The organism is Mesorhizobium sp. UC74_2, from assembly GCF_042701485.1.
Classification (GTDB): Bacteria; Pseudomonadota; Alphaproteobacteria; order Rhizobiales; family Rhizobiaceae; genus Mesorhizobium.
In genome coordinates this window covers 4,755,489-4,770,398 of sequence record NZ_CP170562.1, presented here as the reverse complement: position 1 = coordinate 4,770,398, position 14,910 = coordinate 4,755,489, and the positions used below count along the sequence as shown (strand labels likewise).

At 60.8% G+C, this 14,910-nt stretch carries 19 protein-coding genes and 1 riboswitch; of the genes, 6 read left to right on the top strand and 13 right to left on the bottom strand.

The features are described from left to right. Window positions 1–179: 179 nt before the first annotated feature. Window positions 180–773 carry an invasion associated locus B family protein gene (locus tag ACFJIU_RS23225; protein ID WP_379063963.1) on the top strand — a complete coding sequence of 198 codons (594 nt, stop codon included), beginning with the start codon at window positions 180–182 and terminating at the stop codon, window positions 771–773. Window positions 774–811: 38 nt separating this feature from the next. On the opposite strand, the gene ACFJIU_RS23220 is transcribed toward ACFJIU_RS23225, so the two are convergent. The 6 genes from ACFJIU_RS23220 to ACFJIU_RS23195 all read right to left on the bottom strand — a co-directional run bounded on the left by ACFJIU_RS23220 (window position 812) and on the right by ACFJIU_RS23195 (window position 7,194). Next, window positions 812–1,852, bottom strand: coding sequence for a DUF6925 family protein (locus ACFJIU_RS23220; protein ID WP_379063961.1), 1,041 nt, complete (start codon window positions 1,850–1,852; stop codon window positions 812–814). Further along, on the bottom strand, window positions 1,849–2,649 hold the full coding sequence (locus ACFJIU_RS23215) for an ABC transporter ATP-binding protein (RefSeq protein ID WP_379073200.1): 801 nt from the start codon (window positions 2,647–2,649) through the stop codon (window positions 1,849–1,851). The genes ACFJIU_RS23220 and ACFJIU_RS23215 overlap by 4 nt, the downstream gene beginning before the upstream one ends. Further along, complete coding sequence (locus ACFJIU_RS23210; protein WP_379063960.1) at window positions 2,592–3,647, bottom strand: FecCD family ABC transporter permease; 1,056 nt, start codon at window positions 3,645–3,647, stop codon at window positions 2,592–2,594. Before ACFJIU_RS23210 ends, ACFJIU_RS23215 begins: the two co-directional genes overlap by 58 nt. Continuing rightward, window positions 3,644–4,564: an ABC transporter substrate-binding protein gene (locus tag ACFJIU_RS23205; protein ID WP_379063958.1), complete on the bottom strand. Its 921-nt coding sequence runs from the start codon at window positions 4,562–4,564 to the stop codon at window positions 3,644–3,646. The genes ACFJIU_RS23210 and ACFJIU_RS23205 overlap by 4 nt, the downstream gene beginning before the upstream one ends. Window positions 4,565–4,579: 15 nt before the next feature. Continuing rightward, window positions 4,580–6,349: a TonB-dependent receptor domain-containing protein gene (locus tag ACFJIU_RS23200; protein ID WP_379073199.1), complete on the bottom strand. Its 1,770-nt coding sequence runs from the start codon at window positions 6,347–6,349 to the stop codon at window positions 4,580–4,582. Window positions 6,350–6,619: 270 nt separating this feature from the next. Further along, a riboswitch (cobalamin riboswitch) is annotated at window positions 6,620–6,827 on the bottom strand. 73 nt (window positions 6,828–6,900) lie between these two features. Beyond that, the gene (locus ACFJIU_RS23195; protein ID WP_379063956.1) at window positions 6,901–7,194 is read right to left on the bottom strand and encodes a PilZ domain-containing protein; all 294 of its coding nucleotides are present in this window, start codon (window positions 7,192–7,194) and stop codon (window positions 6,901–6,903) included. 523 nt (window positions 7,195–7,717) lie between these two features. Here ACFJIU_RS23195 and ACFJIU_RS23190 point away from each other — a divergent pair. The 4 genes from ACFJIU_RS23190 (at window position 7,718) to ACFJIU_RS23175 (ending at window position 11,587) form a co-directional block, all read left to right on the top strand. Next, window positions 7,718–8,389 (top strand): response regulator, encoded by a 672-nt coding sequence (locus ACFJIU_RS23190; protein ID WP_379063954.1) that lies wholly within the window; start codon window positions 7,718–7,720, stop codon window positions 8,387–8,389. A gap of 52 nt (window positions 8,390–8,441) precedes the next feature. Next, on the top strand, window positions 8,442–9,068 hold the full coding sequence (locus tag ACFJIU_RS23185; protein WP_379063952.1) for a hypothetical protein: 627 nt from the start codon (window positions 8,442–8,444) through the stop codon (window positions 9,066–9,068). Window positions 9,069–9,073: 5 nt separating this feature from the next. Beyond that, window positions 9,074–9,790 carry a sensor histidine kinase gene (locus ACFJIU_RS23180; RefSeq protein ID WP_379063950.1) on the top strand — a complete coding sequence of 239 codons (717 nt, stop codon included), beginning with the start codon at window positions 9,074–9,076 and terminating at the stop codon, window positions 9,788–9,790. A gap of 99 nt (window positions 9,791–9,889) precedes the next feature. Next, entirely contained in the window at window positions 9,890–11,587 is a 1,698-nt protein-coding gene (locus ACFJIU_RS23175; protein ID WP_379063948.1) for an amidohydrolase, read from the top strand. 91 nt (window positions 11,588–11,678) lie between these two features. On the opposite strand, the gene ACFJIU_RS23170 is transcribed toward ACFJIU_RS23175, so the two are convergent. Both ACFJIU_RS23170 and ACFJIU_RS23165 read right to left on the bottom strand, forming a co-directional pair. Next, complete coding sequence (locus ACFJIU_RS23170) at window positions 11,679–11,951, bottom strand: hypothetical protein (RefSeq protein ID WP_326890720.1); 273 nt, start codon at window positions 11,949–11,951, stop codon at window positions 11,679–11,681. Beyond that, window positions 11,939–12,148, bottom strand: a complete 210-nt coding sequence (locus ACFJIU_RS23165; protein ID WP_379063946.1) for a hypothetical protein — start codon at window positions 12,146–12,148, stop codon at window positions 11,939–11,941. Before ACFJIU_RS23165 ends, ACFJIU_RS23170 begins: the two co-directional genes overlap by 13 nt. A 44-nt stretch (window positions 12,149–12,192) precedes the next feature. On the opposite strand from ACFJIU_RS23165, the gene ACFJIU_RS23160 reads away from it, so the two are divergent. Beyond that, complete coding sequence (locus tag ACFJIU_RS23160; RefSeq protein ID WP_379063944.1) at window positions 12,193–12,381, top strand: hypothetical protein; 189 nt, start codon at window positions 12,193–12,195, stop codon at window positions 12,379–12,381. Here ACFJIU_RS23160 and ACFJIU_RS23155 read toward each other — a convergent pair. From ACFJIU_RS23155 to ACFJIU_RS23135, 5 genes are read right to left on the bottom strand one after another with little or no spacing between them, the layout of a single operon-like run. After that, a complete protein-coding gene (locus ACFJIU_RS23155) occupies window positions 12,378–12,563 on the bottom strand; it encodes a hypothetical protein (protein ID WP_379063942.1) in 186 nt (61 codons plus the stop codon). The two genes, ACFJIU_RS23160 and ACFJIU_RS23155, sit on opposite strands and share 4 nt — an antisense overlap. A 1-nt stretch (window position 12,564) precedes the next feature. Beyond that, window positions 12,565–13,428 carry a hypothetical protein gene (locus ACFJIU_RS23150; protein WP_379063940.1) on the bottom strand — a complete coding sequence of 288 codons (864 nt, stop codon included), beginning with the start codon at window positions 13,426–13,428 and terminating at the stop codon, window positions 12,565–12,567. A 59-nt stretch (window positions 13,429–13,487) separates the two neighbouring features. Next, a complete protein-coding gene (locus ACFJIU_RS23145) occupies window positions 13,488–13,889 on the bottom strand; it encodes a hypothetical protein (protein ID WP_379063938.1) in 402 nt (133 codons plus the stop codon). A 42-nt stretch (window positions 13,890–13,931) separates the two neighbouring features. After that, the gene (locus ACFJIU_RS23140) at window positions 13,932–14,339 is read right to left on the bottom strand and encodes a hypothetical protein (RefSeq protein ID WP_379063936.1); all 408 of its coding nucleotides are present in this window, start codon (window positions 14,337–14,339) and stop codon (window positions 13,932–13,934) included. A 7-nt stretch (window positions 14,340–14,346) separates the two neighbouring features. Beyond that, on the bottom strand, window positions 14,347–14,910 hold the full coding sequence (locus ACFJIU_RS23135; RefSeq protein ID WP_379063934.1) for a DUF4376 domain-containing protein: 564 nt from the start codon (window positions 14,908–14,910) through the stop codon (window positions 14,347–14,349).

Sequence of the window (14,910 nt, the reverse complement as noted above, 5' to 3'; positions counted from 1 at the left end):
GGTTGGGGGACAATATCCAAAATCACTTGATTAGCGAGTCCTTGAGTGGAACACTCCCAAGAAGAGTCATCAATACTGTGGTTATTTGGTAACAGCATGTAATCTGGCAGGTGAAGTTCCGCTTTCCAGAAAGTATGCACTGATGTAGGGATCACGCGGGTCCGCGTATGGGGTGCGAAATGACGAAAGGCAAAGTCTGTATGGGTGGGTCTTATGGCTCCCGATGGAGCATGTGGGCGAGCGCCGCAACAGTGCTTGTCATGCTGGGCGCCACGGTCTCTGGCGTGTATGCCGAGGAAGCCAAACCCAGCGCCAAGCCTGCAGATGCGAAGGCCGCCGACGCCAAGCAGCCCGAGGGCAATCCCTGGGTCGTAAACTGCGCCAGTGGCGGTTCGGGAACCGACCTCGAGTGCCAGGCTTCGCAGAACCTGACGGAGTCCAAGACCGGTCAGCGCGTGTTGACGCTGACCGTACGCCGGCAGGCCGACAATGGCAGCCTCGCCATGTTGCTGGCACTGCCGCACGGCCTGTTCCTGCCCGCTGGCGCATCTTACCAGATTGATTCCGGCAACAAGGCGCCTGTTGCCATTCAGACCAGTGACCAGAACGGCGCCTATGCCGCCGTGCCTCTCACGCCGGAACTGCTGACGGGATTGAAGTCGGGGACAACACTGAGCATCGGCATGGAATCCGTGACGCGCAAGCCGGTGACCATCCCCGTCTCACTGAAGGGCTTTACGGCAGCGGTCGACAAGCTGCAGGCTACCAAGTAGCCGGCTTATGATCCGAGGTTTCTGCTGGCGTGCCCGCTTCAGTGCCCCGGCGCTTCGTCTTCGATGCTCTCCGCAGCCTCCGGGTCGAGCTGGTCAAATGCCACCTGCCAGTCGGTGACGATGTCGGCACGTCTGGTATCGGCATGGTAGGCAGCTAGCCTCGCTTCCTGGCGCAGCGCGATGCGCGCTGCTGCCTTGGCGGCGCGGCTGACTGGAGGCGTCCAGTCTTGCGGCGGCACGCTGCCGCCGATCGCTGTGCTGATCGCCTGTTTCGCCATGCGCGCCTCCGCGGTTCCGTAGTGAGTCAGCAGGTTCTGGAATGCCGCGTACAGGTCCAGGTCGAAGGGTTGATCCTCGCCCATCGGACCGATGACCGGATTGCCTGGATGCAGGAAGGCGAGGGGCAGCAATCCCTGTGGTATCGGCGTGTTGGCCGAATGGGTGCGGCCGCTGGCCAGCAGCTTGGGTAGGAGATGTGTATGCGGTCCCGCTGGCGAAACGCCGCCGGTGTCCGGGCCGCCGATCTTCTGATAGACCTCGACACGCCCGAGCGCGGTCAGCGCCACGCGATGCGGATGCGCAGCCATGATGGCGGTGGTCGCGCCGTTGCCGGCTTCGAACAGCGATCGCCCGAGATTGGCGCGCAATTCACCGAGCAGCTTCGGATCACTGGTGCGGACGCAGAAATCGCATTGCGGCAGGCCGAGACCCATGTCGAACAGGATGCCGGTACGGTCGATGCCGCGAATGGCATCGTCGTCCGGGCCGATCTCGGTCAGCACCTTGTGCCCGTTGCGCCGCGCACGCGCCTCCGGCAGGCAAAGCGCTACGGCATGGCTCCAGCGATGTCGCTTCGGGCTCAGCGTCTCATAAGCAACTGCGGTTGCCTCGGCTAGACGTCGGCGCTCCAGCCGAATGGCACCGCGCCGGGTTGCGCGGGTCAGATCCAGCGGCTCATCGATCACCGGCTGCTCGTCTGCATCCTGGTGGAATTCGGCAATGGCGCCGAACGACCCCATGCTCCAGCCAGATCGCCAGTCGCCAAGATGCCTCTGCAGCAGCGGTTCAAGATCGGTCATGGTCTTTTTCCGGTTTGAGGGGGAGGCTGAACCAGATCGAGCGGCTGGATGACGGTACGACCTGCCGCCGTACCGAAATAGGCTTCGACGCCATAGACACTGGCAAGGCTTTCAGGAGTCAGTACCGTTTCCGGTGAGCCGTCCGCGATGATCTGGCCCCGGTCGAGCAGGATAAGCCGGTTGCACCAGCGTGCTGCAAGGCCAAGGTCGTGCATGGAGGCGACGACGCTGCGACCCTGTTTCGCCTGGTCGGCGAACAGCCGCATCAAGGTGATCTGATGCGAAGGATCGAGGCCCGCGGTCGGCTCGTCGGCGAGCAGCAGAGGCGTTTCCTGGGCGAGCGCGCGGGCAATCAGCACACGCGCCTTTTCGCCGCCCGAAAGGTCGGTGGCGGCGCGGTCCCGGAAGCTGTCGACTTCCATCTGCCGCATCGCGCGCTCGATGGCCACGTGATCGGTCGATGAGAGGGCGGCGAATGCCGGCCGATATGGTGTACGTCCGAGCGCGACGACGGCTGCGACCGGGATCGCCCAGGCGATCTCGTGCTCCTGCGCGACATAAGCAATGCTCGCCGCGCGCTCGCGCGCTCCGAGCGTGGCGGCCTCGAGCCCGGCGATCGAGATGCTGCCCCGAGAGGCGACAAGGCCGAGTACTGCCTTCAACAGGGTCGATTTTCCCGCACCATTCGGCCCGATCAGCCCGACGAATTCGCCGGGACCGACAGCGAAGGAAACATCGCTCAGCACGCGCTGCCGCCCGAGTGTGGCCGACAGGCCGGAAACGGCAAGCAGGCTGATGCCAGCCTCCGCCGTTCGCGATAGACAAGCCACAGGAAGAAAGGGGCGCCGACGATGGCCGTCAGCACGCCGAGTTTCAGGTCGCGGCCCGGTGCTATGAGGCGCACCAGGATGTCGGCGGCAAGGACCACCGCCGCGCCACCGAGTGCGGAGGCAGGCAAAAGCCGTGACGGCCGTGCGCCGACCAGTGGCCGCAGCAGATGCGGCACCACCAGCCCGACAAAACCGATGGCACCGGCGACGGCGGTTGCAGCACCCACCGAGGCGGCCGTACCCAGCACCGCCAGGTGTTGCACGCGGCGCATGTCGACGCCCATCGAGGCCGCGGTATCGGCGCCCAGCGTCAGCGCATCGAGCGCGCGGCCAAGCATCAGCAAAAGCACCCAGCCAGCCAGCATGAAGGGTGCGGCCAGCCAGACATGCATCATCGAGCGATCTGTGAGGGAGCCAAGCATCCAGAACATGATCTCAAGTGCCGCGAACGGATTGGGCGATAGGTTGAGCGCCAGCGACGTCATGGCGCCCGCGAGGCTGGAGACCGCGACGCCTGCCAGGATGATGGTGAGTGTGTTGGAACGCCGGCCGGCAAGCGCCTGCACGACGACCACCGCAAGCATTGCCGCCAAGAGGGCGGAGAGCGGCAGGGCCAGCGGGAAGATGATGGTCAGGCCGCTGTAGATGGCAAGCACCGCGCCCAGCGAAGCTGAGGCGCTGACGCCGATCAGCCCGGGCTCTGCCAGCGGATTGCGCAGATAGCCCTGCAGTGCGGCGCCGGATAATCCGAGCGTTGCACCGATCATCAGGCCGAGCAGCGCGCGTGGTAGCCGGATCTCGCGCATGATCAGCGCGATCGCATCGCCCTTGCCGGAAAACAGCGCCTTGATGCTGTCGCTGAAAGCAATGGCTGCCGGGCCGACGGTGAGAGACAGCAGGAAAAGCACCGCAACCAGCAGGCCGAGCACAAAAAGCAGGGTGCGGTATCGCGCAACGTCTGTCATGGCTGCGCCCCTCCTGCATGACCGCTTTCTGAACGACTGGCGGCAGCCTCGGTGAGCATCTCCACGGCAGTAGCCGTGAAGGGTGCGCCACAGATGGTATATCTAGTCGGCACTGAAACGCGCGCGGTCTCTTCGCTGAGTGCCCTGTAAGCAGGATGGACGAAGGTCTGCTGTGCCAGGGCTGGTGTCGCATAGCGTGCTTCCGAGTCGACCAGCATGTCCGGCTTTGCCAGGACCAGGAGTTCCAGTGGCAATTGCTGGGTGCCGGACAGGCCAAGCTTCGTCGCCAGGTTCGTCAGGCCCGATGCGGTGACCACCGCATCGACCAGCGTGCCGGCACCCGATGTGTAGGAGTTGGCAAAATAGGTCGCGATGGTGAGGTCACGGTGGGGATGTGCTCTCGCCCGGGCGAGCTTGCCGTCGAGTTCGGCCACCAGTGCCTCGGCCCGACTTTGCCTGCCGAGGATATCGCCCATGCGCCGAAGGCTTGCTCGCACGTCGTCGAAGGAGGTTTCCGGCGGGAACTCCTCAACGCGAATGCCGAGTTGCCTGAGCAGGCCGACGGTCGCACGCGTCGTATAGCTCCCGGCAAGGACGAGGTCCGGTTGCATCAGGAAAACCTCTTCCGCCTGCCCGTGATTGATCACGAAGCGTCGTGCTTCCACGGCCAGCACCGACGTTGCCGGATCGCCGGCCAGGTAGGAGACAGAGTGAAGCTGCCCGTCATCCGCCACCAGCATTGCCATCTGGTCGGTGCAGACATTCATGGAAACGACACGCTTCGGCGCTTCAGCGGCTAGGGCGGCGCAGGCGCCCGCTAGAAACAGGTTACCTGCCATCAGGCTCAAGGGCAGAGTTCGTCCATAGCGGCAGGAAGCCCTGCCGGTAGTCGTCGCGATCTGTACCCTTGCCTGCATCGTCATCTCCGCGGTTCAGAATGTCCGGGTGAGGCTCAGATTGAAAGTGCGGCCGGGGGCGCGGTAGTCCGTCACCGTCGAATAATCGGCGTCGAACAGGTTCTCGACCGCGAATTTCACCTGCGATGAGGCATCCAATGCGTAGAGCGCGGTGAAGTCCACCGTGACATAGTCCGGCAGCTTCGTCGTGTTGGCGGCATTGGCGTAGCGCGCCGCCCCGTAGAGCAGGCGCGTCGTCAGGTCCAACTGCTCGATCGGGCTATACGTAACCTCGGCCATTGCTTTGAGCCGGTCGCGGTAGGGGATGTATTTGCCGTTGTCCTGGTTCAGCGGCTGACGGACATCGAGGCTCACCTTTCCACTCCATTCGGTGCTGAACCGGTGCGCAAGTGCCGCTTCGAAACCCGTGATACGTGCCTTGGCGACATTGAAGGGCAGGTAGGTCGGCGGGTTGGAGGCGATCGCGTCGGTCAGCCAGGTTTGATAGAACGCAACATCCAGATTGGTGTCGGCGCTCGCCTGCCAGTTCAGCCCGATCTCATAGGATTTGGACTTTTCCGGCTTGAGGTTCGGATTGGAGTAGTTCGGATAATAGAGTTCGTTGAAGCTCGGCGCCCGGAAGCCGGTGGCATAGGATGATCGCAGTCTCAGGTCTGGCAGGATCTCATAGCTCGCGCCGACATTGTATGTGGTGGCGCCGCCGAACTGGCCATTGTGGTCATAGCGGATGCCGCTGTCTATGGTGAGCGCCTCATAGGACAGCGAGTACTGGCTGAACACTGCAGCGAGCGTTCGCGCCTTCACATCGAAATCGACGGTCGAATTGACCTGTTCGCGATAGATTTCGGCACCGCCGGTCAGCACATGCGCAACGGCACCGGTGTCGAAATTCCCGGTGGTGGAGGCAAAGAGACCGTGACGGCTGGAGTTAAAACGGCTGTCGCCTGCGACGCCATCGCGGAAGTTGCGGGAGCGATCGACCGAACTCGACAGCTCGATGGTCGAGGACCAATCTTCGGAATGTCTGATTTCGGTACCGAGCTTGCCGGCAAAACTTGTCGTGTCGACTTCGTTCGCGCCAGGATACGAGTCGTCGTACTGGCCGCGGCTGCGGGCAAGCAGAGCGTCGCCGTAGATCCGGCCCCAGTCGAACTGCTTCGACAGCGAGGCATTGATCGAGCCGAGCAGGAAACCGTCATCGTCCGGTTCATGGCCGTAGGCGGTCGGCAGCGTGAAGTCGTAGCCTCGCGTGCCGGTCAGGCTGCCGCCGAGGGAATAGTCGAAGCCGCTTCTGCTCTGGCCGCGTACATTGCCGGACAACGTGCCTCCCCACGGATAGCTCACACCAGCTGTTACCGAGCCACAGCTGTTGCGGCCGTCTGCGCAAGGGCCGCCTTGCCTGGTGATGATGTTGACGACGCCACCCATGGCGTCGGAGCCGTATTGCGCCGAATGCGCGCCCTTGGCGACCTCAATGCGCTCGATTGACTCGAGCGGAATATTGCCGAGCGAGGCGGTGCCGGTAGTGGCCGAACTTGCCCTCACGCCGTTGATCAGCACCAGCGTCTGGCTGGCCGACATGCCACGCAGATAGAGGTTGGATGCAGCACCCTGGCCGCCATAAGAGACGATGGAAACGCCGGTGTAGGATTTAAGCAGGGAAGGCAGGTCGGGAGCAGCCGAGTGCTCGATGCTCTCACGGTCGACCACCGTTACCGACGAGGTCGAACGCTCCAGCGTCGTCTCGCGTCGGAGCGGCGTGGTGATGACAATGCGTTCCAGCATCGTGGCATTGCCGGGAATGTTGTTGTTCTGAGCGCCGGCATGGCTTGCGAAAGCCAACAATGCTGTGCTGGCAAGCAAGAATGTCTTCTTCAAATCCGCCCCCAAAAGGATTGACGGCGCGGTCGAGCGCCGTGAGGTTCATTTCGAACCGCAGACGGATTGGCTAGGACAGATTTGCGTTCAGTCGCACTTCCTGGCCGTTCTCGCATGCGGCAACACTTCACGTGTCACCGCCACGGACGACCGCGCCTGATCACCCCTCGTGATCAAGCATGGGTGACTGGAACAGGCAGGTCTCCTGACTTCCGTGTCATCGCCCATTTCCGCCTTCCCGGTCGCGCGAGGCGGCCAGTGGCATCATGGAAGAAGGCTCAACGGTTACAGTTGCGGGGGCAGTCGCGGCTTTGACCGATGGTTCGGCCGCACCGTGTTCCCTTTTCATCCGCCTCGCGGCGGAACCAGCTCCAACCCGAAGCTAGCCGCGGCAATGCCGAGCGTCAACCGGCTAGGATGTGGAGCAGCGGTGAGCGGTCCGAGCGAAGGTTGGAGGGTCAGCCGTAGTGGAACCGCGGTTTCGGGCCAGTACCGGTGAATTGCACGCCGACGCGGTCGTTGCGGCGCCAGCGCACCAGCGATTCATAGGCGACACCGTCAACAGGGACATAGAGGCTGAAACGTTCAGGAATGATGGCATCGGCGGCCACCTTGAGTTCCGCGCCATTCGTATGCTGGTTGCGCACCACGCAAGGGATTTCCGAATTGTGGATGCTGGTGATGATGGTAGCCCCTTTGAGCACACGTTGCCGATGCTCGCGATCGTGATGGTTTGCTTCCTGCTCGGACATGACGGTAGGGACTCACGCTGCAGACCTGATATTTTAGGAAAGGCGCGGAGAACATCAATGCCACCGCGAGCTGTATCGGCGATTTGCCGCAAGGGATGGCTAACCGTCCGTCAAGATCCGGGCTAGCTGCTGTCCACTAAGATGCCGGGACGCGGAACCTCGAATGCCTGGAAGGAAATGAAACCGGGGGATGCATTCGCATCGCTGGCAGCGTGGCGGCTCGTAACATTGCTGCAATGTGACGCCCGGAAACAGGCCGCCTGTGAAACAGTTCGAGGTCGGCAAATGCGTTTGTTCTATGTCGTATGCATCGGTGTATTGCTGTCGGCGTGCCAGAATACACGCGATCGGGAACGATGCCTGTCATATGGGTTCGATGACGACACCCCCGATTTTTCGCGATGCCTGCAAAGGTTCGACATTGAAAGGGATCGCAGGGACTATCGCTCGCGAGATGGCGAACGATATGAGGGCTGACCGCGTCCACTCCTGGAGTGCCGGGTTTCGATGGAAGTGAGCTTTCATGCATATTCTGATCGTTGAAGATGATCGCGAACTCGCCTCTTCCCTCAAAGCCATCATGGAGGGCGCGATCGGCATATCCGACACCTTTGGATCCATTGCCGAGGCCGAAGCCGCGCTTATGGCTCATAAATTTGATCTTGTGGTCATCGACCGCAGGCTTCCTGACGGTGATGGACTCTCGCTGCTTCCGGTGCTGAGACGGCTGCAACCGCGGCCAGCGACCCTGGTCCTGACCGCGCTGGATGATCCGTACGATATCGCCTCGGCCCTGGACAAAGGCGCCGACGAATATGTCGGCAAGCCGTTCGAACCAACGGAACTTGTCGCCCGTGCACGTGCGGTCCTGCGCCGCTACAGCCTGGACGTGCTGGGTTCGACCCAATTCGGCAATCTGGCCTTCGATCTCAACCACCGGATGGCGAGCGTCGGGCAGAAAGTGCTCGACATTCCGCGGCGTGAACTTGCGATACTGGAAACGCTGATGCGTCGCGCCGGCCGTGTCGTGCAGCGGGAAACGCTGGAGTCCTCCGTCTATAACATCGGTGAGGACATCGAATCGAACGCGCTGGATTCACACATATCGCGCCTGCGCAGGCGCTTGCGCGATGCCGACTGCGAGGCCGTCATCAGGAGCGTGCGCGGCATCGGCTACATGCTGGTTCTGGAGTGACAGTTTGAACCGCTCGATCGCCTTTCCTGTCGCTGCGCTGCTGGTCGTCGGCATGGCGATCGTGATGCTGCTCGGCACGGTTCTGACACTTGCGATCATCGTCAGCATCAGCGCGGAAGACCGCCTGCAGATCAACACCAGCGAACTGTCCCGTACGCTGGGTGCCGCCATCGCCTATGATGCCGATGGCCACCTCACGCTCGACAGGCAGAAGCTTGCCACGAACATCATCGAATTTGCCGAAGCCCAGCCGGCCTATTGGTATGTCATCGACGATGGCCGGCAGGTGATTTCACATGGGCAACAACCCGCGGAGGTCAAGCGGGTGTTCGACCAGACCCCGCGCGAAATTCAATATTCGGAGTTCCGCTACCGGCAAGACAATCACGACATGCTGGGCATCAGGTCGGTCAGCCGAGGCGACGGCCCGAAAATTGTTTCCGTTGGCGGGATCGTGCTCTCGAACTGGGAGACCGTTCTGGTCGCCCTTGTCCCGGTGCGATCGCAGGGGCTGCTACCACTGTTTGGTGCCATCCTGTTGCCACCACATCGATCGCCGTCATCATCGTCCGGGGCACGATCGCAAGGCCGGTACAACGTGTCGTGCGATCCGCCGAGCGGATCGATGGGCTGCCCAATGGCAGACGCATATCGGACGCCGACACACCGAGCGAACTGAAGCCCATGGTAGCAGCCTTCAATACGGCCTTGATGCGGATCGACGCCGCCTTTGCTGCTCAGCGCAACTTCCTTGCCAATGCTGCGCACGAATTGCGCACTCCTTTGACCAAGATGCGCCTGAAGCTGGAGCGATTGCCGGATGGCGAATTGCGCGACGGATTGATCCGCGACACCAAACGCCTCGGTTCCATCGTAACCACGCTGCTTCAGCTTGCGCGTCTGTCCGGCCAGTCGTTGACCTTTGCCGACATGGATCTTGCCGCCGTCGCCAGGGCCGTTGTCTCCGATCAGGTGCCGATGGCCCTCAAGCACGGCATCGACATCGAGCTGAGATCGCCGGCACGCCCGGTCTCGCTCTCCGGATCAGAGGCTGCGATCCGGGTTGCACTGGAAAACCTGCTTCTCAATGCAGTCCGGCACGCCGTCGGCACGAAATTGATAGTCGTGGAGGCGCTCTCACCGGCCGAAATCCGCGTCGTCGACTACGGTCCGGGCATTCCGTCGGATGAGCGTCGCGACGTCCTGCAGCCGTTCGTGCGCGGCAGGGATCGTGAAGGCGAAGGCACGGGATTGGGACTTGCCATCGTCGACCAGATCATGAACGCGCATGGCGGTACGGTTGCACTCGGAGAGACGGAAGGGGGAGGGCTGACTGTGCGTCTGTCGTTCAACTCGGCGCACCCGGTCGACGCGGAATCTGCTGCGCAGGCGGGAGTTTAAAACCACCGGACCGAACCAGAGAATCATGCGCGAAGAGATCGCTGCTTGTGTACCTCCTGCAAAGCAGCTTAGATCGCCTCATGTTTCGGAGGGCCATTGATGGTTGGCATTTTCGATTGCCGATTGCACCTTCCCGGACTGTTTCTGGCCGCAGGCATGGCGCTAAGTCCGCCTGCCTTTGCCAAAACCAAGGTGCTGACGAACGCCAGCATTCACACCGTCAATCCCAAGGCACCGACCGCCGAGGCCATGGCCATTGATGATAACGGCATGATCATTGCCGTTGGCGCGGTGCAGGATGTTGTGGCAGTCGCCGGCGAGGAAGCGGAGGTCATCGATCTCGGTGGCAAGATGGTGCTGCCGGGCTTCCAGGATGCGCATGTCCATCTCGTCGAAGCCGGCGTCAACGAGATCCTGTGCGAGTTCGGTCCCTTCGACGAGCTCGACGACACACTTGCAACGGTCGAGGCCTGTGTGAAAAGCAGCAAGACCGACTGGGTGCTCGGCTCTGGCGTCAGCATGACCAATCTGCTCGATCAGAGCGACAATCCGATCGCGCTGCTCGATGAGATCTCACCCGATCGCCCTGTCTTGATTCTTGATGATATTGGCCATGGCGCATGGGCCAATTCGGCCGCCATGCGTGCTGCCGGCTATGATGCGATCGACGGCAATCCGCCCGGCGGCATCATCCTGCGCAACAGGAAAACAGGCAAGCCGAACGGTGTGGTATTGGAGAATGCACAGCAGAAACTGCGCAACCTGGCGTTCCCGGATACACCGGAGAATGTCGAGTTTGCCTATGAGAGCATGCTGCCGACGCTGAAGACCATGGCCAAGAACGGCATCACCACCGTGAGTGATGCGGGAGGTTTCTGGCCACAGGGGCATGTCAAGGTCTGGCAGAAGGCACTGGCCAACAACACGCTGACAGTCAGGGCCTCCAACGCGCTCTACGTCTACCCGGACATGCCTTTCGATGAGCAGGTCGCAGCGCTGACAAAGCAGTTCTCAAATGACCCGGACAGCTTGTTGCGCTTCAATCAGGTCAAAATCTATGTCGACGGCATTTTAGAACAGCGCACCGGCGCGGTTCTGGAACCTTATCGGCCGGGAGCAGGCATCGACCACGGTTTCGATCGCGGCTTTCTCTATTTCGACATCGACACGTTGAACCGCTATTCAAAGGTTCTGTCCGAAAAGGGATTTCAACTGCACTATCATGTGACCGGGGATCGTGGTGCACGGCTTGCTCTCGACGCGATCGCGCAAGCCGATGCTGCGCCCGGGCCGCACCGCCTGACGCATCTCTATCTGGTCGACAAGGCCGATCTGCCTCGCTTCAAGCAGTTGGGCGTGGTCGCCGATTTCCAGCTCGCCCCGAGTTCCGTCGATCCGGACTATGTACAGTTCATCCGCCAGTTCATCGGCGACAGGGCCGACACCATGATGCCCGCCGGCACGCTTCAGGCCATGGGGGCCGATGTGGTGATGAGCAGCGATTTCGACGCCGACGAGCTGTCGCCTCTGATCAAGATCCAGACCGCTGTCACGCGTCAGAAAGACGGTGCCCCTGACGTCGCTACCGCGATCGCCTGGATGACCATCAACCCGGCCCGCCTGTTGCATCAGGACAGGACGACGGGCTCGATCGAGGTCGGCAAGATCGCGGATCTTGCGATAATCGACCGCGATATCCTCAAGGTTCCGGTCAAGGCCATCGGCAACGCAAAGGTGGTTGCTACGGTTCTGCAAGGCAAACCTGTCTACGATCCTGACAAATTGCTCGGAGATTGACGGACGTTTCCCCTTGCTTGGCGCCGTCAGCTGTCGTCTGGCTGGCATCGCGTGAATGGAAGCAGTTCCTGCACGACCGGGCATTCGTTCTTCACTTCGTTGGCAAGGCCTGGACGCCATTCCACAGCAGCCAAAGCAACCCTGAAACGATGGACAGGATCACGGCCGCGCCGACCTTGCTCGATATGCCGGCCAGCGCTTGACGGAAGTTCCGGAGGAACCGGAAATCCTCCCGAGCTTCAAATTGGTGTTCGGGCTCATCGATGCGCAATCCGGCGGCGGAAAGCTCCTCACGGATGGCTTCCTTGACGATGCGCTTCAGTTCGTCAGGATCGATGGACACATGTCTTGTCATGGCTTCCACCCGCACCATTTCTCACCAAGGGCATTGTGTTTGTTGATTTCATCCAGCCCGGCGCGAGGTGTCTCCGCCCGGGCATCCCGGCGTGGCGAATTGTATTCGCACCAGATCGAGCGTGGATCGGACGGCAGCGGCCCGTCTCGCTTGGTGACGCAACCGGCAAGGGCCAGCGCAGCAGCAAGGATCAATGCCTTGACCATCGCAGAGCTTCCTTCCGTGCTTCGTCCTCGGACAGGCTGGAAACGTGCCGTTCGATATCGGTGGCCTCCCGGTCCATCTCCAGGCGATCTTCGGCCGCCGCCAATTTCTCTTTCGCCTGTCGTGCGCGTTCTGCCTCGGCGCCGGATTGCCGGAATTTCCAGCCGATGAAGATCGTGGCAACGGCACCGACGATTTGGGGCCAGAATCTGAGCAGGAGCGCCAACATGGTTAACGGTCCCAGCCGAATTTGCGCGCCAGGCAGTAGGCTCCTTCGGTAGCTACTCCGACAAGCGCGGTCGCCACAACGGTAGCCGCGGTCACCACATCAGGATCGTTCGAGAGCTGATCCCCGAGTTGGTAGCCAATGATGGCGCCCACGCCGTAGCGCAGAATGATGCGGACATACGGGCCCATGTCAGGCTCCTTTGACGGATTTGCTGAAAGCAGTGGCAAGCAGCGTGCGGATCAACCCCCAGAGCGTTGCCACAGGCAGGGTCGTTGGCCGTGGCATGGGAGGTTGCGTGGCGACAGGAATTGTCTTTGACGTCTCGAACGGATTTTCTGTCGAGGTCGTTACCGGCGACAGGTCAGCGTAGCCCGCTTCCCGCAACGCGATTTCGAACGCCTTGGCATAGCCGGCAACCAGCTTGCCGTTGACCTGGACATCTGCGTTGACGATCGATCGCGCCGCCACATAGTCATAGTCTGTCGGACGGGCCGACGATGAGACATCGAAATCGGCCAGTTTCCTGCCTGTGAACATGCCGGCCCGCATGCCCTCGACAAGGATATGCGCCGAAATATCGGCGTCATTGGCTGCTTCGGGATCAGCAACCAGATCGACACCTACGAGTTTGGATGCCTTCCGATAGTTTTCCTCGCCTGTGAGCTGCGGCAGAGCGCGGCCGCGATAGCGCCAGCCGTCACCTGAGGCTTCCGGACCATTCCCCATGCGGTTGGCGTAGACACGATTGGCAAGGCTCCGGGGGTTGCCCACATAGGGGATGGCAGCAGCGGTGCTGCTGAAGCGCTTCGGCCAGACCTCCCGGATACGTGCGGCGCTGGTGTAATTCAGGTTTTCATTGACGGGCTGCATCTTGCCACCGGTCTCATGATAGGCGGTGGCCAGCACATAGGCGTGATGCTTCAGCGACAGGCCCGTGCGCTGGCCGGCATCAAGAATGACTTCCATGCCGGCGACCTGGCTTTGAGAGAGGGACGTGCCAAAAACACCGGACGTGCGAGCGCGAACGCTCGCGTAGAAACGCGATCGATCCATGGGACTAAGTCCTTTTGGGAGAGTGTCTAAAATCGGGTGCCGCCATGCGGCGGCAGTGGTCAGCGCGGCGTGCGGAAATAGGTTCGTAGTCTGTCCCGGTCGTTTTGGATTACGGTCCGCAACACGATGATGCCGCCAAAGAACGCGTGGGTATCAGGCGAGCCGGTGGACATATTCTGGGTGCCTATGGCGGGCACATAGGATATGTTGCCAGTGGCAGGGGCATTGTTCGCTGCAAGCGTACCCGCGGATCCATCCACTTGAAAATCGATGAAGTCGTTAGCGACAATTGCCGCTTGCTTAGTCTGCATATCGGCCCAATGAAATAGGTTTTCGCCGACGCCGGGCTTATAGTAAAATATCTGGTCACCATCCCACCTATGTCGGCTCGACCAGTTCTTAACACCTGTCGTCGAACAACCGGTGAAGATGTTATCAGTTGAATCCCGCACAAGCCCCAAGGGGAAAGAGTTTCCAATTTCAAGCGATGCCTGAACACCAATCTAGAGAGGACTGTTTCGCGCGCTGTAGACGATCGGATTGTTGATCAGATCACCACTGATGAAACCGCTAGTACCGGCGGGTTCAAGACAAGGGATCGCACCCGCGCTCCTATAGTAGGGGCGGTTGTCGTTGAGCTGCTGCACCAAGTGATGCCCGTTGCCGCTCTTGTCTAAAACGCGCGAAACCCGTTGGCCATCTGCCGTCACCGGCACTGTTCCACCAGTGTCTCGAAATAATGTGCCTCTGTCAGAAGGATCGTACCACGCCCCCTGTTCCCCATTGGCGAATATGGCGGCTGGCGTAAACGATGGAGAGGGCCCACCGATGCCTGCTCGGCGCGCCTCGGTGAGACGGATGCCGGTTCCAAGCAAGATAAGTTTCATCTCCTGCGTTTCGATGCGGGGCAAGAATGGCTCACATCATGGCAAATGCTGCGTCTACTTGCGGCGCAGTTGTGATCTCACCCATTGCAATTTTTTGAACAACAATTTGTTCGGCGTCGAACCACCTTTTGACGTGCTGTAAGATCGCATTGCTTGCAGCCTGAATCTTTGCGGCGTTGAGTGCCTTCCAATTACCGTCTGCACACTTCCAGTTGATCGTAAATTGGGGGTTTTGGTCGGCCTGGTAACGAGCGACGAAGGCCTTAATCTGTGAATCTCGGTCTGTCGCAAGTGGGATCGAGATATTTTCAAAAACAATTCCGGTGCCGCCTGTTTCAAGCCGCCATCTGACATCAGCGGCATATTGAGTTAAGTTCACCGATTCCAGGTCCCCGGTTCCGGGGTCCACCACGATCGGGACGATGGCCCACTGATAGGTCTCCCATTTTGCAGCTTCATTGGGCGCAAGCGACGGGGGAGCGATTTCAGTGGCAAAAGCAGGTATCAGGAATTCACCCTCCCGCATGGGATTTGGGTGTGCATCAGCGGTGGCGGTGAGCAGTTTGGTGTTGATATCGAAATGGTACACTTTCAT

Bases quoted from the DNA above. Each gene is read 5' to 3' on its own strand.
- ACFJIU_RS23225 (WP_379063963.1), top strand. From the start codon at position 180: ATGACGAAAGGCAAAGTCTGTATGGGTGGGTCTTATGGCTCCCGATGG.
- ACFJIU_RS23220 (WP_379063961.1), bottom strand. From the start codon at position 1,852: ATGACCGATCTTGAACCGCTGCTGCAGAGGCATCTTGGCGACTGGCGA.
- ACFJIU_RS23210 (WP_379063960.1), bottom strand. From the start codon at position 3,647: ATGACAGACGTTGCGCGATACCGCACCCTGCTTTTTGTGCTCGGCCTG.
- ACFJIU_RS23205 (WP_379063958.1), bottom strand. From the start codon at position 4,564: ATGCAGGCAAGGGTACAGATCGCGACGACTACCGGCAGGGCTTCCTGC.
- ACFJIU_RS23200 (WP_379073199.1), bottom strand. From the start codon at position 6,349: ATGCTGGAACGCATTGTCATCACCACGCCGCTCCGACGCGAGACGACG.
- ACFJIU_RS23195 (WP_379063956.1), bottom strand. From the start codon at position 7,194: ATGTCCGAGCAGGAAGCAAACCATCACGATCGCGAGCATCGGCAACGT.
- ACFJIU_RS23190 (WP_379063954.1), top strand. From the start codon at position 7,718: ATGCATATTCTGATCGTTGAAGATGATCGCGAACTCGCCTCTTCCCTC.
- ACFJIU_RS23185 (WP_379063952.1), top strand. From the start codon at position 8,442: ATGGCGATCGTGATGCTGCTCGGCACGGTTCTGACACTTGCGATCATC.
- ACFJIU_RS23180 (WP_379063950.1), top strand. From the start codon at position 9,074: ATGGTAGCAGCCTTCAATACGGCCTTGATGCGGATCGACGCCGCCTTT.
- ACFJIU_RS23175 (WP_379063948.1), top strand. From the start codon at position 9,890: ATGGTTGGCATTTTCGATTGCCGATTGCACCTTCCCGGACTGTTTCTG.
- ACFJIU_RS23165 (WP_379063946.1), bottom strand. From the start codon at position 12,148: ATGGTCAAGGCATTGATCCTTGCTGCTGCGCTGGCCCTTGCCGGTTGC.
- ACFJIU_RS23155 (WP_379063942.1), bottom strand. From the start codon at position 12,563: ATGGGCCCGTATGTCCGCATCATTCTGCGCTACGGCGTGGGCGCCATC.
- ACFJIU_RS23150 (WP_379063940.1), bottom strand. From the start codon at position 13,428: ATGGATCGATCGCGTTTCTACGCGAGCGTTCGCGCTCGCACGTCCGGT.
- ACFJIU_RS23135 (WP_379063934.1), bottom strand. From the start codon at position 14,910: ATGAAAGTGTACCATTTCGATATCAACACCAAACTGCTCACCGCCACC.